Annotated in this window: 19 protein-coding genes; 11 read left to right on the forward strand and 8 right to left on the reverse strand. The window is 68.5% G+C overall.

From position 1 onward, the window contains the following. The first annotated feature begins 128 nt into the window (after positions 1-128). Positions 129-854: a hypothetical protein gene (locus ACWGRX_RS19295; RefSeq protein WP_452118862.1), complete on the forward strand. Its 726-nt coding sequence runs from the start codon at positions 129-131 to the stop codon at positions 852-854. Positions 855-1,121: 267 nt separating this feature from the next. Here the strand turns inward: ACWGRX_RS19295 and ACWGRX_RS19300 are convergent, their stop codons facing one another. Further along, complete coding sequence (locus tag ACWGRX_RS19300) at positions 1,122-1,334, reverse strand: DUF3126 family protein (RefSeq protein WP_066469761.1); 213 nt, start codon at positions 1,332-1,334, stop codon at positions 1,122-1,124. A 177-nt stretch (positions 1,335-1,511) separates the two neighbouring features. Between ACWGRX_RS19300 and ACWGRX_RS19305 the strand changes: the two genes are divergently transcribed. Next, entirely contained in the window at positions 1,512-2,885 is a 1,374-nt protein-coding gene (locus tag ACWGRX_RS19305; protein WP_452118863.1) for a serine hydrolase domain-containing protein, read from the forward strand. A 188-nt stretch (positions 2,886-3,073) separates the two neighbouring features. On the opposite strand, the gene ACWGRX_RS19310 is transcribed toward ACWGRX_RS19305, so the two are convergent. Continuing rightward, positions 3,074-3,745: a GntR family transcriptional regulator gene (locus ACWGRX_RS19310; protein ID WP_452118864.1), complete on the reverse strand. Its 672-nt coding sequence runs from the start codon at positions 3,743-3,745 to the stop codon at positions 3,074-3,076. A 218-nt stretch (positions 3,746-3,963) separates the two neighbouring features. Here ACWGRX_RS19310 and dctP point away from each other — a divergent pair, with 218 nt between their 5' ends. The 4 genes from dctP to ACWGRX_RS19330 all read left to right on the forward strand — a co-directional run bounded on the left by dctP (position 3,964) and on the right by ACWGRX_RS19330 (position 7,458). Then, positions 3,964-4,953, forward strand: coding sequence for a TRAP transporter substrate-binding protein DctP (gene dctP / locus ACWGRX_RS19315; RefSeq protein WP_452118865.1), 990 nt, complete (start codon positions 3,964-3,966; stop codon positions 4,951-4,953). Between the two features lie 227 nt (positions 4,954-5,180). Then, on the forward strand, positions 5,181-5,699 hold the full coding sequence (locus ACWGRX_RS19320) for a TRAP transporter small permease (RefSeq protein ID WP_452118866.1): 519 nt from the start codon (positions 5,181-5,183) through the stop codon (positions 5,697-5,699). Continuing rightward, the gene (locus tag ACWGRX_RS19325) at positions 5,696-6,988 is read left to right on the forward strand and encodes a TRAP transporter large permease (protein ID WP_452118867.1); all 1,293 of its coding nucleotides are present in this window, start codon (positions 5,696-5,698) and stop codon (positions 6,986-6,988) included. The genes ACWGRX_RS19320 and ACWGRX_RS19325 overlap by 4 nt, the downstream gene beginning before the upstream one ends. A 35-nt stretch (positions 6,989-7,023) precedes the next feature. Next, the gene (locus ACWGRX_RS19330) at positions 7,024-7,458 is read left to right on the forward strand and encodes a type II 3-dehydroquinate dehydratase (RefSeq protein ID WP_452118868.1); all 435 of its coding nucleotides are present in this window, start codon (positions 7,024-7,026) and stop codon (positions 7,456-7,458) included. 182 nt (positions 7,459-7,640) lie between these two features. Here ACWGRX_RS19330 and ACWGRX_RS19335 read toward each other — a convergent pair whose 3' ends face one another. After that, on the reverse strand, positions 7,641-8,966 hold the full coding sequence (locus tag ACWGRX_RS19335) for a serine hydroxymethyltransferase (protein WP_452118869.1): 1,326 nt from the start codon (positions 8,964-8,966) through the stop codon (positions 7,641-7,643). Between the two features lie 124 nt (positions 8,967-9,090). Here ACWGRX_RS19335 and ACWGRX_RS19340 point away from each other — a divergent pair, with 124 nt between their 5' ends. Continuing rightward, positions 9,091-9,972 (forward strand): LysR substrate-binding domain-containing protein, encoded by an 882-nt coding sequence (locus ACWGRX_RS19340; RefSeq protein ID WP_452118870.1) that lies wholly within the window; start codon positions 9,091-9,093, stop codon positions 9,970-9,972. A 7-nt stretch (positions 9,973-9,979) separates the two neighbouring features. On the opposite strand, the gene cysE is transcribed toward ACWGRX_RS19340, so the two are convergent. Together cysE and ACWGRX_RS19350 are read right to left on the reverse strand one after the other, a co-directional pair. After that, positions 9,980-10,828 (reverse strand): serine O-acetyltransferase, encoded by an 849-nt coding sequence (gene cysE, locus ACWGRX_RS19345; protein WP_452118871.1) that lies wholly within the window; start codon positions 10,826-10,828, stop codon positions 9,980-9,982. A 191-nt stretch (positions 10,829-11,019) separates the two neighbouring features. Further along, positions 11,020-11,790 carry an alpha/beta fold hydrolase gene (locus ACWGRX_RS19350; protein ID WP_452118872.1) on the reverse strand — a complete coding sequence of 257 codons (771 nt, stop codon included), beginning with the start codon at positions 11,788-11,790 and terminating at the stop codon, positions 11,020-11,022. A 293-nt stretch (positions 11,791-12,083) separates the two neighbouring features. Between ACWGRX_RS19350 and ACWGRX_RS19355 the strand changes: the two genes are divergently transcribed. The 4 genes from ACWGRX_RS19355 to ACWGRX_RS19370 all read left to right on the forward strand — a co-directional run bounded on the left by ACWGRX_RS19355 (position 12,084) and on the right by ACWGRX_RS19370 (position 15,052). After that, positions 12,084-13,064 carry a heparan-alpha-glucosaminide N-acetyltransferase gene (locus ACWGRX_RS19355; protein WP_452118873.1) on the forward strand — a complete coding sequence of 327 codons (981 nt, stop codon included), beginning with the start codon at positions 12,084-12,086 and terminating at the stop codon, positions 13,062-13,064. Between the two features lie 115 nt (positions 13,065-13,179). After that, positions 13,180-13,431, forward strand: coding sequence for a zinc-finger domain-containing protein (locus ACWGRX_RS19360; protein ID WP_066467298.1), 252 nt, complete (start codon positions 13,180-13,182; stop codon positions 13,429-13,431). A gap of 45 nt (positions 13,432-13,476) precedes the next feature. Continuing rightward, positions 13,477-14,667, forward strand: a complete 1,191-nt coding sequence (locus tag ACWGRX_RS19365; RefSeq protein WP_452118874.1) for an FAD-dependent monooxygenase — start codon at positions 13,477-13,479, stop codon at positions 14,665-14,667. A gap of 73 nt (positions 14,668-14,740) precedes the next feature. Then, the gene (locus ACWGRX_RS19370) at positions 14,741-15,052 is read left to right on the forward strand and encodes a hypothetical protein (RefSeq protein WP_291638526.1); all 312 of its coding nucleotides are present in this window, start codon (positions 14,741-14,743) and stop codon (positions 15,050-15,052) included. Between the two features lie 3 nt (positions 15,053-15,055). Here the strand turns inward: ACWGRX_RS19370 and ACWGRX_RS19375 are convergent, their stop codons facing one another. The 3 genes from ACWGRX_RS19375 to ACWGRX_RS19385 all read right to left on the reverse strand — a co-directional run bounded on the left by ACWGRX_RS19375 (position 15,056) and on the right by ACWGRX_RS19385 (position 18,004). Beyond that, positions 15,056-15,688 carry a pyridoxamine 5'-phosphate oxidase family protein gene (locus ACWGRX_RS19375; RefSeq protein ID WP_452118875.1) on the reverse strand — a complete coding sequence of 211 codons (633 nt, stop codon included), beginning with the start codon at positions 15,686-15,688 and terminating at the stop codon, positions 15,056-15,058. A gap of 94 nt (positions 15,689-15,782) precedes the next feature. After that, positions 15,783-17,177 carry a chromate efflux transporter gene (chrA, locus tag ACWGRX_RS19380; protein ID WP_452118876.1) on the reverse strand — a complete coding sequence of 465 codons (1,395 nt, stop codon included), beginning with the start codon at positions 17,175-17,177 and terminating at the stop codon, positions 15,783-15,785. After that, positions 17,174-18,004: a chromate resistance protein ChrB domain-containing protein gene (locus tag ACWGRX_RS19385; RefSeq protein ID WP_452118877.1), complete on the reverse strand. Its 831-nt coding sequence runs from the start codon at positions 18,002-18,004 to the stop codon at positions 17,174-17,176. Before ACWGRX_RS19385 ends, chrA begins: the two co-directional genes overlap by 4 nt. Between the last annotated feature and the right edge of the window lie 132 nt (positions 18,005-18,136).

An 18,136-nucleotide genomic window follows, 5' to 3' on the forward strand; every position in this document is an offset into this window, starting at 1 on the left:
CCTTTGGTTAACCATGCCGCCTCCCGCTGGCGAGGTCCGGCCCGGCCAACATGGTTTACGCCGCGTTAAGCCCGCTCTGATTCAGTCTTGGCAAAGGCCGCGCCGCCGGCTGCCCGGATGCATCGATCATGAGCCTTCACGCCACACCGGAACGCCACTATCCAGGCCACGCCGCCGCCGATGTCGCGACGCTGATCCGCCACCGGCTGCAGCGCCGGCCGGCCCCTGTTCTGCCGAGCGGCGACCGGGCGCTGCTGCGCCTCGCAGGCGCCGTGCTCGCCCTCGGCATCGCCGGCACCGGGCTCGCCCTGCTGGCGAGCCGCACGCCGCAGGACACCGGCGACGAGCTTCAGGCGACACGGGTCGGCGCGACCGTGCTGGCGATCCCCGAGAACCTGACCGGTGCCGATTCCGAGGAAGGCCGCCTCGTCGGCATGGCCAGGCTGCGGCTGGCCTGGCCGGATCTCGGTCCGGTCTCGCCGGAGACGCGCCGCCGGCTGCTGGTGACCCTGAGCCCACAGGACAAGGTCAACGAGCCGGCGACCCAGCTCTCGGTCTATGCCCGCTTCCTGACGCACACGGTCTGGTCCAATCCCGGCGGGCTGGTCGTGCGCGGCTTCCGCAAGGGCTCGCCTTTCGAAGGCGACGAACTCTTCGTCTCGGTGCCTGACGGGCGCGGCTTTGCGGCGCGCTGCCCGGTCGAGGTGCCGGGCTCGGGCCTGGAAGAGCTCTGCCGGGTGACCTTCCGCCATCGCGGCATGGATGTGAACATCCGCTTCCCGCGCGCGATCATCGCCGATTGGGAACTGATGCTCGGCGGCGTCCGCCGCACCGTCGACCGGCTGGTGCGCTAGATCGCCACGCGTCCGCCAGGACGTGGACGCTGCGAACTATCTCGTTGTTACCGCATCAGAATCACCCGAAAAGTGGAGTCCACTTTTCGGTCCGACGCTATAGAGGGGCCAGCGCCGGCATTTCGGCCGGAGCAAAGCGAAACGCCGGAATCCAGCGCGGGACTCCGGCGTTCCAGGATAGTTTCCGGTGCTGTGCGGCTCCGCCGCCTGCCGGCATGGCGAGCTCGGCTCGGCCGGAAAGCACGTTTCCGCCAAGCCTTCGCAGCCTCAATCGTCGAGATCGACGTCGAGGATCGCCATGGTGAAGTTGAAGGAGCGGTCACCGTCCTCGTCGTCGACATGGATGATGCCGATGAACTCGTCGGCGAGGTAGACCTCGGCGGAATCGGTCTTCTTCATCCGCGCCCGCACGCTGATCTGATGGTTCGAGAAGGTGCGGCGAAGATAGGCTTCGAGCTTGGCGAGTTCGGTCTTGTCCACGTGGGCGATCCTTTTGCGTTGGGCGGACGGATGCCATGCGAGGCCGGCGAGAGCAAGCGAAACGGCACCTCCCCCGGACGAGCGCGACCTGCATGGGCCCATCCGCCGGAGCACCTGACGCAACGGCGCCGCGCGTGACATGTTCCCGCTGAACCGGCTCGAAGGATAGGTCTTGCGATGAAACCCTGGTTGCCCGCCGCCCTCGACTATATCGGAAGCTGGCTCGCCTTCCAGCGTCGCCATCACGACCAGCCCGGCTGCGCGCTCGCCATCGCCAGCGGCGGCGAGATCGCGCTCGAGGCCGCCTTCGGCAAGGCCGACCTCGCCAGCGACGAGGTGCTGACGCCGCGCCACGGCTTTCGCATCGCCTCGCATTCGAAGAGCTTCACCGCCGCCGGCCTGCTGCGCCTTGCCGAGGCCGGCCGCTTGCGTCTCGACGACGAGGTCGGCGCCCATGTGCCGGGTCTGCACGAGGACGTCGCGAAGGTCACTCTCACCCAGCTCCTCTCCAACAGCGCCGGCCTCGTTCGCGACGGCGCCGATTCCAGCCAGTTCTTCGATCGCCGCCCCTATCGTCGCCGCGATGAATTGCTGGCCGACCTCGCGCAGCCGCCGGTCTACCCGCCGGCCCAGCGCCTGAAATACTCCAATCACGGCTTTGCCCTGCTCGGGCTGGTGATCGAGGCGGTCACCGGCGAAGCCTATCCCGACTGGATTCTCCGCGAGATCGTCGCCCCCGCCGGCCTGCGCGAGACGCAGCCCGATATCGGCCTCTGGACCGGCCCGATGGCCAAGGGCCATAGCGGCACCCAGCCGCTCGGCCGGCGCGTGGTGATCCCGGCCGACAATCCCGGCAACGCCATGACCGCTGCCGCCGGCTTCGTCGCGACCGCCGCCGACGTCGCCCGCTATTTCGCGCAGCTTTCACCGCGGGCGCAGACCAGCATCCTCTCCTCGCTCAGCCGCCGCGAGATGACACGCCGGCTCTGGCCGGACAGCGAAAGCGGCCTCGGCCGGCATTACGGACTCGGCACCATCTCCGGCGGCGAAGGCGACTGGCACTGGGTCGGCCATTCCGGCGGCTTCCAGGGCTTCATCACCCGCACCGTCATCCTGCCCGAGCAGGACCTGACCGTCTCGGTGCTGACCAATGCGATCGACGGCCTCGCCCATCCCTGGCTCGACGGCGTTGTCCACATCCTCAAGGCGTTCTCCGAGCACGGCGCCCCCTCCAGGATGACGCAGGACTGGACCGGTCGCTGGTGGACGATCTGGGGAGCCGGCGATCTCGTGCCGGGCGAGAGCAAGGTGCTCTGCGCCAATCCGGCCCTGTTCACCCCCTTCCTCGACGCCCCGGAGATCACGGTCGAGGCCCCCGATCGCGGCCGGATCGTCAAAGCCTCGGCCTTCAGCAGCCCGGGCGAGCCGGCACGGCTCGCGCGCGACGGCGCGGGCAAGGTCGCCTCGGTCTGGCTCGGCGGCGGACAGGCGATCGGCGAGGACGCGCTGCGCGCCGAGATGGTTGAGCGCTATGGCGGGGCCGGGAGCTGAAGCGAAGCGCTCGGACCGACTTCAGAAGTCGTCCCAGGCGACCGCAGGGAGACCCGGGACCCATTCCGGAACCTTCATCGGATAGGCTCCGGCATGGATCCCGGATCGGCGCGGCTGAAGCCGCTTGTCCGGGATGACGGCGCAGATCGACGGAGGAACAACGCAGGCGACGATCTGGCCGCCGAAACCTAACCCAGCATCCCCAGCGCCAGCGTGTGGTCGACGCAGGCGTTGACATGGGTGCCGAGCACGGCCGCCGCTCGGCCAGTATCACGCTTCAATGCGCAGTCGAGCAGGATCTGATGCTCCTCGGCGGCGATCTGCCCGCGGAAGATCACCGCGACCATCTGGTAGCGCAGATATTTGTCGTAGATCGCGGCATGGGTCTCGAGCAGCACCTGCGAGCCGCAGGCCGAGATCAGCGCGTGGTGGAACTCCCAGTCATAGCGCTTCCAGAGCTCGGCATCGGCGCGGTCCTGCTCCAGCATGCGCCGCTCCATCTGGGCGAGCTTGTGATGAGCGGCGACGACGCGCCCCTCCCACTCCATGTCGCCGGCAGCGAAGGACTGGGCCAGCGCGTGGCCTTCGAGCAGCAGCCGCATCGCCGCGATCTCGCGGAGATTGGTCGCCGAGACCGGCGAGACCATGAAGCCCTTCTGGCCCTCGGCCGCGATCAGCCCTTCCGAAGCGAGCCGGTTCAGCAATTCGCGCAAGGTGCTGACGCTGGCGCCATAGCCCTCGCGCAGCACCTCGAGCTTGAGCTTCTGCCCGGGCGCCAGCCTGCCGAAGATGATGTCGGCGCGGATACGGCGATAAGCCAGCTCTCCGACAGACGCGTCCGGCGGGGCGATGGTGAGCATCTTCACGGCCTCGATGCGGGTGAACGGATCATGCCGGCGCCGATGCTCCCGCCCCGTGCCGCCGGCTGATGCTAGCGTAGCCTCAGCGCAATAGACAATCCTATGTCGAAATCGAAAATCTCATATGAAAGCAAAAATCGAGGTTGCGCAGTTTCCAGCCTCTGGCGATAGTGCCGGCAATAGGCGGAGCGATAAGCCGCCATGAGGGAGGGATCGGCATGACATTCAGGATCGACAGGCGCGCCTTGCTCACCGGCGGCGCCGCTGCGGCGACGATGGGCCTCACCGGCGCGGCCATGGCCCAGGCCAAGCCCAATCTGCGCTTCTCCGCGGTGTTCTCCGAGCAGGACATCCGCGCCGAGATGATGAAGAAGTTCGGCGAGGCCATCAAAGAGGACTTCACGCTCCAGCCCTATTACGGGGGCAACCTGTTCAAGCAGGGCACCGAGCTGGTCGCGATGCAGCGCAACAACCTCGAAATGGGGAACATCGCGCCGCAGGACGTCTCGAACCAGATCCCGGCCTGGTCGATCGTCACCTCGGCCTATCTCTTCCGCGACGCCGACCATCTCAAGAAGGTCTTCGCCAGCCCGGTCGGGGCCGAGCTCAAGAAGATGGCCGAGGACAAGCTCAACATCAAAATCCTCGGCCCGACCTATTTCGGCGCTCGCCAGGTCGGCCTGAAACCGAAGAAGAAGATCAACACCCCCGCCGACATGGCCGGCATCAAGCTGCGCATGCCGGGCGGCGACGCCTGGCAGTTCCTCGGCCAGTCTCTCGGCGCCAATCCGACGCCGATGGCCTATGCCGAGGTCTATACCGGCCTGCAGAGCGGCGCGATCGACGGCCAGGACAATCCGCTGCCCAACGTCCAGAACATGAAGTTCTACGAGGTCTCCTCGCAGATCGTGCTGACCTCGCATCTCGTCGGCTTCGATCTGCTCTGCGTCACCAAGCGCGTCTGGGACGGCATGGATGCGAAGAAGCAGGCCGCCTTCCAGGCCGCCGCCGATGCCGCGATCGACTGGAGCACCAAGGAGCACCTCGCCAAGGAGGTCGAGCTCGTCGACTTCTTCAAGAAGCAGGGGCTCGAGGTCTACACGCCCGATCTCAAGGCCTTCCGCGACTTCGCCCAGCAGAAATACCTCGCCTCCGACCTCGCCAAAGGCTGGACGCCGGGCATGATCGAGAAGATCAACGCGCTTTAGAGCAGTCCCGGCCGGGTCGGGGCGGTCCGGCCGGCAGCTCCGCCTTTTGAACCATCGATGGGGAACGCATCATCCGGTCAGCCTGCCCTGCGGGCCGACCGGCGCGGGCTTCGTCATCAGCCGCCTTCGGCCGGTGCGCCGGGCGATCCAGTTTCAGCGCCGGCCCTTCGAGGCCGGCGCGGCCCGCCGATTGAGGGGTCGGCGGGCCGAATTTAACGGGAGGACCGATGCTGCGCTCGCTGAAACCGCTCGGAGCCTGGCTGGCGCGCCGCGCCGAGAATGTTCTCGTGCTGTTGCTCAGCGCGATGTTCGCCGTGTTCCTGGTGCAGATCGTCTTCCGCTACATCTTCAACCTGCCGATCGGCTGGACGCATGAGATCAGCGTCCTGCTCTGGCTCTGGCTGGTGCTGTTCGGCGCCGCCTTCGTCACCCGCGAGAGCGACGAGATCCGTTTCGACATCATCTATGGCGCGGTCGGCCCCAAGGCCCGGCGGGTCATGGCGGTGCTCACCGCCGTGCCCCTGATCGTGCTCTACACAATCTCGCTGCCCGCCATGGCCGACTACGTCTCCTTCATGAAGGTCGAGCGCACCGCCTATCTGAAGCTGCCCTTCAACTGGGTCTATTCGATCTATCTCGCCTTCGCGGTCGCCGCGATCGCACGCTATCTCTGGCTTTGCGCGCGGGCGCTGCGCGGCAAGGCGCCGGAGGCCTTCGACCCGACCAAGGCGGGCTCCGGCGTATGAGCCCCTTCGCCCTCTGCATCGCGACGATCGTCGCCCTGTCGCTGCTCGGCCTGCCGATCGGCCATGCCATGATCGCCGGCTCGATCTTCTATCTGCTGCTCGCCGGCCAGGATCTCTCCATCGCCGCCGAGCAATTGCTCAACGGCATGTACACCAACTACGTCATCCTCGCCGTGCCGCTCTTCATCCTGGCGGCCGAGCTGATGAACATCGGCAGCATGACCGAGCGTCTGCTGCGCTTCTGCGATGCGCTGGTCGGCCGTTTCCGCGGCGGCCTCGCCCAGGTCAACGTCGTCCAGAGCGTGATCTTCGCCGGCATGTCCGGCTCCGCCATCGCCGACGCCGCCGGCACCGGCCGGATGATGCAGGCGATGATGACCAAGGACGGCAAGTACCCGCCGAGCTTCGCCGCGGCGCTGACGGCGGTCACGGCCGTCATCGGGCCGATCATTCCGCCCTCGATCCCGATGGTGCTCTATGCGCTGGTTTCGGATGCCTCGATCGGCTTCCTCTTCCTCGGCGGCGTGATCCCCGGCCTGCTGATGGCCCTGGCGCAGATGAGCCTGATCGGCGCCACCGCGCGCCGCCGCAATTTCCCGGTCGAGGCTCCGGTGCCGTTGCGCGAGCTCCCCGGCATCACCTGGCGCGCCTTCCCGGCCCTGATGATGCCGGTCGTCCTGCTCGGCGGCATCTATGGCGGCGCGACCACGCCGACCGAGGCCGCCGCCGTCGCCGCGGCCTACGCTCTGGCGATCTCGGTGCTGCTCTATCGCAGCGTCTCGCTGCGCGCCTTCTACGCCTCGCTCGCCTATAGCGCCCGCACCACCGCCTCGATCGGCATGCTGATCGCCGGCGCGCTGGTCTTCAACTACGTCGTCACCATCGAGAACATCCCGGAGAGCCTGAAGGTCTTCCTCTCCGGCTGGGATCTTTCGCCGATCGGCTTCCTGGTTCTGGTCAACCTGATCCTGCTGGTCCTGGGCTGCCTGCTCGAAGGCACCGCGATCCTGCTGATCGTCGTGCCGGTCTTCATCCCGACCGCCAAGGCGCTCGGCATCGACATGGTGCATTTCGGCGTCGTCGTGGTGGTCAACATCATGCTCGGCCTGACCACCCCGCCCTATGGCCTGCTGCTCTTCGTCATGACCAACATCACCGGCGTCCCGCTGCGCGACATCGTCCGCGAGTGCATGCCCTTCCTCGGGGCGATGCTGCTGGCGCTGGCCCTCATCACCTTCATTCCCGAGCTCGTGCTCTGGCTGCCCCGGCTGATGGGTTACCAGGGCTGAACCCGGACGAACGGAAACCACGAACAGGTGCTGCCGTGAACAAGCCGATCTATGTCCTGAACGGGCCGAACCTCAACCGCCTGGGCAAGCGCGAGCCGGATATCTACGGCAAGACCACGCTCGCCGAGGTCGAGACCATGTGCCGCGAGGCGGCCGGCGCCTGGCCGGTCGAATTCCGCCAGAGCAACCGCGAATACGAGCTGGTCGACTGGATCCACGAGGCGATCGACGAGGGCAGCGCGATCATCATCAACCCGGCCGCCTATTCCTTCACCTCGATCGCGATCCTCGACGCGCTGAAGATGTTCCCGGGCCCGATCATCGAGCTCCACATCTCCAACATCCACCGCCGCGAGGCGCACTACCACAAATCCTATGTCTCGCTGGCCGCGACCGCGATCATCGCCGGCCTCGGCGCCCGCGGCTACGCCACCGCCATCCGCTCGGCGATCGAGCTGGTAGAAGGCTGAGCCTGCCCGGTTTCCCGGCAACCGCCCCGTCATCCCGGCTGGAGCGAAGCGGAACGCCGGGATCCATCGTAAGGCGCGGCGCACTGCGATGGGTCCCGGGGCAGGCCCGGGACGACGGCGTGTTTCCCAGCAGGATCGGCACGCGGCCAGCCCCCGCCCCCTCATCCTGAAGGCAACGGCCCTCAGCGCATATAGTGCAAGTCGGTGAAACGCTTGCGGAAGGCGGTGACCTCCTGCGCCACCGTCTCGGCCGGGCGCGCACCCGACAGACCATCGGCGATGTAGCCGGCGAGTTCCGGCATGTGCTCGGGCTTCATGCCGAAACGCACGATCTCTGGCGTGCCGAGCCTGAGCCCGTTCACGTCTCCCGGCACTTCCGCGATCGGCAGGCCGATGCCGCAGCTCAGGATGTTGGCGGCGCGCAGCCGCTTCGCCGCCGCCTGGCCGCCGCCGTAAGCACCCGCCTCGATTGCGAACTGGTGCGACTGCGTCATGCCGCGCTCGCGGGCGAAGACCGGCACCTGCCGCTCGACCAGCGCCTCGGCCAGCGCCTTGGCCGTCGCCGCCATCATCTGCGCGTAGTCGCGCCCGAATTCCTGCCAGTCCATCAGCGTGATCGCCAGCGACGCCGATTTCGCCACGTCGAAATTGGCGGTCAGCCCGGGATAGGCGATGGCGTCGAGCCTCTTGGCGATCGCCGCGTCATTGGTGACGATCAGCCCGGAAGGCGGCCCGCCCAGGCTCTTATAGGTGCTCATCGTCATGACATGGGCACCCTCGGCCAGCGGCTGCTGCCAGGCGTGGCCGGCGATCATGCCGGAGAGATGCGCCGCATCGAACAGCACGATGGCGCCGACCTCGTCGGCGATGGCGCGGATTTCGCGGATCGGATGCTGGAACAGGTTGAGACTGCCGCCGATGCTGATCAGCTTCGGCCTCAGCCGCAGCGCGTCGGCACGCAGCTTATCGAGGTCCACCGTGTAGTTCTGCGCATCGACCGGCGCCGGATAGGTGACAATACCGTAGAGACCGGCCGCGCCGGCACCGTGATGGGTGACATGGCCGCCGATCGAAGGCGGCGGCGCGATGATGCAGTCGCCCGCCTTCGCCGCCGCCATGAAGACATAGAGATTGGCGATCGCGCCGGAAGGCACCCGGATCTCGGCATGGCCCGCGCCAAAAACCTCGGCGGCGAGCTCGGCGGTAACGATCTCGATCTGCTCGATCGCCTCCAGCCCCATCTCGTATTTGTCGCCGGGATAGCCGAGCGAGGGCCGCGCCCCCATGCCCTGGCCGAGCACGGCCTCGGCGCGCGGGTTCATCACATTGGTCGCCGGGTTGAGGTTGACGCAGTCGCGTTCATGGATCGCCCGGTTCTCGGCGATGAGCCCGGCGAGCCGCGCCTCCGTCGCCGCCCGGTCCTGCCCGGCGATCTCTCCTGCGACACGCAGGACATAATCCTCGCTCGCCGCCGGCACCCAGTCCCGCCTCGCCAGTTTCGCGCTCATCCGCCTGCCCTGCTCCAACCTGTGTTTCGTGCCGCCATTGGAACGGCTTGGCGCGCCCCGCGCAAACCAGTTATCGTCGCCGCGAGGCCTAGAAAATCTAGGCCTGAACCAGCGATCACGATCCATGCCCGTCGCACCGCCGCGCCCGCCCATGCCGCCGCTCAACGCGCTGCGCGCTTTCGAGGCGGCAGCGCGGCTCGGCAGCTTCGCCCGCGCCGCCGAGGAACTCGGCGTCACGCCCGGCGCCATCGCCCAGCAGGTCCGGCAGCTCGAAGCGTTCCTCGGCTTTCCGCTGTTCCGGCGTCTGCCCCAGGGCGTCGCGCTGACGGAAGCCGGCGCCGAGGCGCAGCCGCGCCTCGGCGCGGCCTTCGAGGCGCTCTCGCTCGCGGTGCACGATCTGCGCGCAAGCCATGCCGGCCGGGCGCTCGCCATCGCCGCCTTGCCCTGCATCGCCCAGCTCTGGCTTTCGCCGCGCCTGCCGGCCTTGCAGCAGGACTTTCCGGAGTTGCAGATCTCGATCTCGGCGATGGAGGCGCCGCCGAGCGGGCCGCGCGGGGCCTTCGACCTCGCTCTGTTCTATCTGGCGGAGCCGCCGCCGGGCGCCCTCGCCCTTGCCGAAGACAGCCTGGTCCCGATCTGCTCGCCGCATCTGGCGCAGCAATTGCGCACACCCGCCGATCTCGGCGGAAAAACCCTGCTGCATGATGCGGTCTGGCGCGGCGACTGGGCGCGCTGGCTGAGGCATGCCGGCGTGACCGGCATCGATCCCGGCCGCGGCCCGTCCTATTCGCTCTATGCGCTGGCGCTCGACGCCGCGCTCGGCGGCTCCGGCATCCTCATCGGCCGGACGAGCCTGATCGCGCCGCTATTGACCCAGGGCCGGCTGGCCACGCCTTTCGCTGATGCAATGCGAAGCGGCGACCGGCTGACGATCCTGCCAGCGCCGGCCAGCAAGCCACACCCGTTGCGGGCACGGGTCATGGAATGGTTAGCGAACAGCCTCTAGCGGCGCCTCAGATGCCGCCGCCGCAATCGCTGGTCAGGATCTGGTCCATCGAGCGGGCGGGCTCGGCACAGCCGGCCTCGCCGACCACCTTGGCCGGGACGCCCGCCACCGTGGTGTTGCGCGGCACCGCCGCCAGCACGACCGAGCCGGCGGCGACGCGGGCGCATTGCCCGACCTCGATATTACCGAGAATCTTGGCACCGGCGCCGATCAGCACGCCCTTGCGGATCTTCGGATGGCGGTCGCCGCCCTGCTTGCCGGTGCCGCCGAGCGTGACGTCCTGCAGCATCGAGACATTATCCTCGATCACCGTGGTCTCGCCGACGACGAGGCCGGTGGCATGATCGAGGAAGATGCCCTTGCCGATCTTCGCGGCCGGGTTGATGTCGGTCTGGAACACCTCGGAGGAGCGGCTCTGCAGGTAGAGCGCGAAATCGCGCCGACCCTGCTTCAGCAGCCAATGCGCGAGGCGATGGGCCTGCAGGGCGTGGAAACCCTTGAAATAGAGCACCGGCTCGAGCAGCCGGTAGCACGCGGGATCGCGGTCAAGCACGGCGACGACATCGGCACGGATGCCCTGCCCGATCTCGGGATCGGCGGCGAGCGCCTCCTCGAAGGCCTGGTCGATCAGCTCGGCCGGCACCGCCGCATGGGCGAGGCGCGCCGAGACGCGATGCGAGACCGCTTCCTCGAAGCTGCGCTGGTTCAGCACGGTCGAAAGGATGAAGCTGGTCATCGCCGGCTCGGCGGCGATCGCCTGCTCGGCCTCGCGGCGCAGCCGCGACCAGACGGGATCGACCCGATCGAGCCCGGTGGCGGGATCACGGGCTTCGATGTTCGGGCGTCCCGATGGCATGGCGTTCTCCGCTACGGTGCGCTCGATGAGCGATTTTTCCGGCACGACGGCGTCGCGCAGAAGGAGATGGGCCTGCCTTCTAGCTGAATCAAGCCGTGAAGGACAAGACTCGAAATGCGAACGGCTCCATGCAAGCCATTGATGGAGAATAATATTCTCTCGCAGGAGAAGGTTATTCTCCGGACCAAAGGTCAGGCCCGGCGCGACAGGAACTCCAGCACCGCCTGCTTATGGGTCTTGTCGCCGACCGCCAGGTTATGGTCGCGGCCGATGATCTCGAAGCTCTCGGCGCCCGGGATCAGCGCCGCGAGCTCTGGACCGGAACCGGCGACATCGTCCTTGGTTCCGACGCTGACCAGGGTCGGTACCGCGATGGCGCCGGCCTCGGCGACGGTCAGCGTCTGGCGGGTGCCGCGGATGCAGGCGGCGAGCGCGCGCAGGTCGCTGCCGGTGTTCTCGGCGAAGGCCCGGAACATGCGCTGCATCGGGTCGGTCAGATCGGCGAGCGATGGCGCCTCCATCGCATCGGCGATGCCGAGCGGCAGGCCGACGCCCTCGACGAGATGGATGCCGAGTCCGCCGAGCAGCAGCGAGCGCAGCCGGCCGGGATGCGCCAGCGCCAGATGCGCCGAGATGCGCGCGCCCATCGAGTAGCCCATCACATCGGCGCGCTCGATGCGCAGATGGTCCATCAGCCGGCGGACATCCTCGGCCATGATCTGCGAGGAGTAGGCGGCGGGATCGTAGAGCTTCTGGCTCTGGCCATGGCCGCGATTGTCGAGCAGCACCACCCGGTAGCCGGCATGGGTCAGCGTCTTGCTCCACTGGGTGTTGACCCAGTTGACCATGTGGCTCGAGCCGAAGCCGTGCACCAGCACGATGGGATCGCCCGAGCCACCTTCGACGGTCGGGGCGAGGTCGAGATAGGCGAGGCTGACGCCGTCGGAATCGAATCGCTGCATGTCGTCGCGCCGCTCTTTGGAAAACTGTTGCGTCCGCTGTGCCATGGCGGGGCGGGTTTTGGTAGCCGCGCCCGTCGGCATGGCCGCATGCAGCGGCGTCCCTGCCGCACGCCTGCCCTCATCCCTTGCGGTCGTCCCGGGCGACCGGAGAGAGACCCGGGACCCATGCCTGAACCGTCCCGGCATGGGTCCCGGCTCTGCGCTCCGCTTCGGCCCGGACGACCTGAACAAGCTAAGCGCCGCCGGTACACGCCCCTTCCCCAGCCCCTGCTCACCGCCTAAGAGTTCAGCCCATGAGCGAGCAAGCCACGGCCTCGGCCAAGACCTCCGCCCCGGCCCGAGGCCGCATCGAACTGCTCGACCTGGCGCGCGGCATCGCCCTGCTCGCCATGTTCGTCTACCATTTCGCCTATGATCTCTCCTTCTTCCGGCTGATCCGCGTCGATGTCGTCTCCGATCCCGGCTGGCGCCTCTTCGCCCGCCTGATCGCCGGCTCCTTCCTGGCGATCGTCGGCTTCAGCCTGATCCTGGCGACACGAAACGGCCTGAACCGGAAGGCCTATGCGAAACGCTTCGCCATGGTCGCCGGCGCCGCGCTCGTGGTCACGATAGGCACCAGGTTCGCGATCCCCGAGAACTTCATCTTCTTCGGCATCCTGCACCATATCGCGCTGGCGAGCCTGCTGGCCCTGCCCTTCCTGCGGCTGCCAGCCCTGGCTCTGGCGCTGGTCGCGGCGGCCTGGTTCGCCCTGCCCTTCATCCTCGGCGGTGAGGTCTTCGAGAGCGAATGGCTGTCCTGGCTCGGCTTCGGCCCCTGGCCCTATACCGCCGATTTCGTGCCGCTCTTTCCCTGGTTCGCCTGCGTGCTCGCCGGCATGGCGCTGGGCAAGCTCGCGCTGGCCAGGGCCCCCGAGGGCGGCTGGGCGCTCTGGCGCGCCAGATCGGCCCCGGCTCGCCTCGTCGCGCTCGGCGGCCGCAACAGCCTCATCGTCTACCTCGTGCACCAGCCGCTGTTCATCGGCGCGCTGATGCTCTTCATGCAGCTCTCCGGGCCGAAGCTGCCCGACGCCGAGGCCGTCCCCTTCCTCAGCGCCTGCCAGCGCAGCTGCGTCGCGACCGGAACGCCCAAGGAGGCCTGCGAGCGCGTCTGCTCCTGCTCGATGGAGGGGTTGAAGCGCGAGGAGCTCTGGAGCCGCGTGCTCGCCGACGCCCTCACCCCGGAGCAGACCGAGCGTGCCCGCGCCATCGGCATGGCCTGCGCCCGGGCCCGCTGAGGCCGGAAAGGTGCGGGCAATGCTCTGAGATTATGGAGCCATCGCCGCGGCGCACTGGCGCGCCCGCAGGCGAGCGACTATCCTGCGCCGCAAATCGAGACGATAGAGAGCGACCATGGCCGACCACGGCACCCCGCATTTCCACAACGACCCCGGCGTCGCCGTCATCCATGTCGGCGCGCGCGAGCTGATGTGCATCGGCGCCAAGCCGCCCTTCGACCATCCGCATGTCTTCCTCGACATGGGCTCGGATGACGAGATCATCTGCCCGTATTGCTCGACGCTGTTCAAATACGAGCCTTCGCTCGGCGCCGGTCACGGCAAGCCGGCGGAATGCGAGTACCACGACGCCCCCAAGGCGGCTTGAGGCGCTTCCCGCCGGGGCACGGCGGGGCATAGACGGCTGAAAGCCATGTTTCCGATCCTGATCGCCGGCGCCGGCATTGGCGGCCTCACAGCGGCCATTGCGCTGGCGCGCCGCGGCATTCCCGTCGCCATCGCCGAAAAGCGCACCAGATTCGCCGAAGCCGGCGCCGGCATCCAGATCTCGCCCAATGCCGGCCGGGTGCTCGAGGCGCTCGACCTCGGCATCGCCCTGCGCCGTGTCGCCGTCCGGCCCGAAGCACTGGCGGTCAGCCGCTGGCGGAGCGAGACACCGCTGCTCAGCATGCCGTATGCGCCGCCGGCGCCGGGCGCGACGCCCTCGCGGGCGCTGAAGCGGGCCGATCTCCACCAGATCCTGCTCGATGCCGCCCGCACCCTGCCGAATATCCGCTGGCTGATCGGCCGCGGGCTGCTCGACTGTACCGAGACCGCAGCCGGCCTGACCGTGACGCTCGCCAGCGAAAGCGGCCAGACCGAGACCATCGAGGCCATGGGCCTGATCGGCGCCGACGGGCTCTGGTCGCGCGCCCGCGAGCTCACGGGCGATACGCGCCCGCCGCGCTTCACCGGCTGGGAAGCCTGGCGGACACTGATCCCCTCGGCCGAAGTGCCCTCCGAATTGCGCCAGCCCACCATTTCCTTGCGTCTCGGCAGCGCCCGCCATGCGGTCCACTATCCCGTTTCCGCCGGCAAGGAGATCAATCTCGTCCTGATCCGCGCCGCGCGCGAGGCCCGCCCCGGCTGGTCGCGCGATGGCGACGCACGCGACCTGACCGGCATCGCCAGCGGCGCCCCGATCGCGCTGCGCCATCTGATCGAGGCCGCGCCCGGCTGGCAGGTCTGGTCGCTCTATGATCGCGAGCCGGCGGCAATGGCGAAGGGCCGGATCGCCCTGCTCGGCGACGCAGCCCACCCGGTCCTGCCCTTCCTCGCCCAGGGCGCTGCGCTCGCCATCGAGGATGCCGCCGTCCTGGCGCATGAACTGGCAAACGGTTTGCAGGCCGGGGGCGCCGCCTCGGTTCCGGCCGCCTTCACCGCCTATGCGACCGCGCGGCAGACCCGTGCGACGCGCGTCCAGCAGGCGAGCCGCGACAATGCCCGCTCCTATCATCTCGGCCGCCCCTGGAGCTTTGCCCGCGACCTCGTGCTGCGCCGGCTCGGCCCCGAAGGCCTGCGCCAGCGCTATGCCTGGGTCTATGACTGGCCGCTCCCGGGCTGAAAAATCCGGGCGGCACCCTCGTCAACGCCGCATTGGCTTCCTAGATTAGCGCCAACTGAACGAACGACGAGCCATGATCCGCATCGACCTGAACAGCCGCCTCAACCAGAGCACGGCCCGGCTGCCGCGCTGGGCGAGCTATCTCATCATGGCCGGCGCCTTCGCGCTCGGCGTACTGCTCTTCCTGGTGGCGGCCAGCCTCGCCTTGGTCCTGATCCCGGTGGTGCTGATCGGCGGCGCCGTCGCCGCCTGGCAGATGCGCCGGCGCATGCGTGCCGCCGGCATCGATCCGCAGAACCCCTTCGGCCAGCCCCAGCAAGGCGCTGCGCAGGGCGAGATCGTCGACGCCGAATACCGGGTCATCGAGACGAACGAGCGGCGCTGACCACTAGCTCCGGACGCGCCCGGCCAGCTCCGCCCGCAGCCGGGCATTCTCGGCTTCCAGCTCCTCCAGCCGCTGCCGCACTGGCGCCAGCGCCGGCCCCAGCTCCGCCTCGCTGAAGCGCGGCGTGATGTGCTGCGGGCAGTTCCAGTCGAAGCCCTCGACCTCGATCGTCATGCCGCGCTCCGGCACGGCCCGGTAGCCCGGCACGATCAGCCGCCGTGCCAATTCCGGCTCCGCCGCGAGATCGTGGAAGCGGGCATGCCCGAAGATCTTCAGCCGGGCCTGGCGGCCATAATCCATCAGGAACAGGCAGAGCCGGTCGTCGGCACTGAGATTGCCCAGGCTGAGATATTGCCGGTTGCCCCTGAGATCGGCGAAGCCCAGCGTCGTCTCGTCGAGCACGCGCAGGAAGCCGGGCGGGCCGCCGCGATGCTGCAGATAGGGCCAGCCGGTTTCCGAGACGCTCGCCATGTAGAAGGAGTCGCGGGCGGCGATGAAGGCGGCTTCGCTGTCGCCAAGCCGGTCGTGATGCGGCGCGCCCTCCTCCTGCCGCGCATAGGCGCGGCGGCTGCCCTGTGCCTCCTGGGCCGCCCGAACGGCGGGCGTGGTCGCGATCTCGAGAAAACGATGGGTCATGGCTCTGGCCTCCGACCCAGCGAAATGATCATTCCTTCGCCCGAGCACAATTTCCGCGCCGGGCAGTTCAGAATTCCAGAAACTGGAATGATCGCTATCCGACCAGGCGCAGCGCGATCCCGGCCAGCGCACAGCCGGCGAGCACCGTCATCATCCCCAGCTTGAAGCGCAGCATGGCCAGCATCGCGCCGGCGGCGAGCAGCGCCGCCCGCCAGTCCAGCGTCGAGAGCACCGGCAGGTCGGGCGCCAGCGGCCCGAAGCTGACCGGCTTCACCGTGCCGAACAGCACGTGCAGCCCGAACCAGAGCCCGAGATTCATGATCACGCCGACCACCGCCGCCGTGATCGCGGTCAGCGAGGCCGAGAGCACCCGGTTGCCACGCAGCGCCTCGACATAGGGCGCACCCAGGAAGATCCACAGGAAGCAGGGCGCGAAGGTCACCCAGAGCGTCAGCAGGGCGCCGAGGCTGCCGGCGAGAAGCGGATCGAGCCCGCCCGGCACCCGCCAGGCGGCGAGGAAGCCGACGAATTGCAGCACCAGGATCAGCGGCCCCGGCGTCGTCTCGGCAAGGCCGAGCCCATCGACCATCTCGCCGGCGACGAGCCAGCCATAGCCCTCGACCGCCGCCTGCGCGACATAGGCAAGCACCGCATAGGCGCCGCCGAAGGTGACGACCGCCATGGCGCTGAAGAAGCTGCCGATCTGGGTGAAGACATTCCCGCCGCCGGCCAGCAGCCAGAGCAGCGCCACCGGGCCGAGCCAGAGCGGCAGCCAGAGCGCCAGCGTCCGCAAGGCCCGGCCGCTTGAGGGCTTGGCGTGCTCCAGCTCGCCGCGCTCGAACATCAGGTCGACGACGCCCTTGAACTCGTGCGCGCCGCCCTTGCCGGCATGGCCGCCGGCCTCGAACAGCGCCGGCGCATAGAGGCTGCCGAGCCAGCCGGTCAGACCGGCGCAGAGAATCACCAGCGGAAACGGCAGCTTGAACAGGAAGAGCGCGAGGAAGGCCGCGACCGCGATCGCGACCATCGCCCGGTTCTTCAGCGCCCGGCGGCTGATCCTGAGCCCGGCCTCGATCACCACGGCGAGCACCGCGGCCTTGACCCCGAAGAACAGGGCATCGACCACCGGCACGCTGCGATAGAGCACGTAGAGCACGGACAGGCCCAGCATCACCAGCGCGCCGGGCAGGATGAAGAGCAGCCCTGCGATCAGCCCGCCCGCCGTGCGATGCAGCAGCCAACCGACATAGATGGCGAGCTGCTGCGCCTCCGGTCCGGGCAGCAGCATGCAGTAGTTGAGCGCGTGCAGGAAACGCCGCTCGCCGATCCAGCGGCGCTCCTCGACCAGCTCCTTGTGCATCAGTGCGATCTGGCCGGCCGGGCCGCCGAAGGAGAGCAGCCCGATCTTCAGCCAGACCCGCGTCGCCTCGCCGAGCGAGGGGATTTCGGCAGCAGCGGCCCTGCTTGCATCATCGGTCGCCGTCGTCATGGCCTTGCCTCCGCCCCTGCCGGCACGGACGGCCAGTTATGGGTTTCCTCTGTGGCATCGCGGCACCAGCGATAGAAGGCGTCGTAGAGCAGCATGCCGGCCTCGAGCTGTGCCAGATCATCGCGAAACATCCGCGACAATCCGAGCGACGCGGCCAGAAATCCGGCCGCCTGCGGCACGTCGTCGAGCCGGGCGGTGTCAGCCGCCCGCACGATCGCCGCGAGCCGGTCGAGCGCCGGAGTCGACAGGCCGAGCTCCGCGATCATGGTGTCGAAGCTGCAGCGCTCGCCGCGATGGCTCCAGAACACGCCGTCTATGTCGAAGGGCGTCGCGCCGAAGCGCTCGGCCACCGCAGCGACTTCCGACGGCGTCACGAACAGGAAGACGGCCGCGGGGTCGACGAAGCGGCGGATCAGCCAGGGACAGGCGATGCGGTCGACCTTGGGCCGCGCCCGCGTCACCCAGACGGTGCGCCCGGCACCGTCGCGGGCCGGCAGCCGGCCGACATCGACCAGCGGCAGGCCGGCCTCGCGCCAGGCCTCGAAGCCGCCGGTCAGCGTTTCGGCGGCGATCCCCTCATGCCGCAGCCAGGCCGCGACGCCTTCGCTGAGCTTTTGCCCGCGCTGGCAGCAGATCACGAGCTTGTGGCCGGCGAAGACATTGGCCCAGCCGGCGACGTCCTCATGGCTCCGGCGCTGCGCGGCCGGCAGCAGCCGTGGATCGGCGGCGAAATCCTCCGCGGTGCGGACATCGACGAGCACCGGCGCATCGGGCAGGCCGACGAGCCGTGACAATTGGGCAGCGCTGATCTGGATATTGGAAGACATGGCGTCCCTCCCGGAAGCTAGGAGACTGGACGCGATCCTTGGGCTGACGCCTCACGGGGTCGTCGCGAATGAACCCCTGCGGAATTTAGACCATGGCGTCGGGGGAGCGTCAACGGCGTCGATGACCTCTCG

The sequence above is a fragment of the Allobosea sp. NPDC055594 genome (assembly GCF_053618995.1).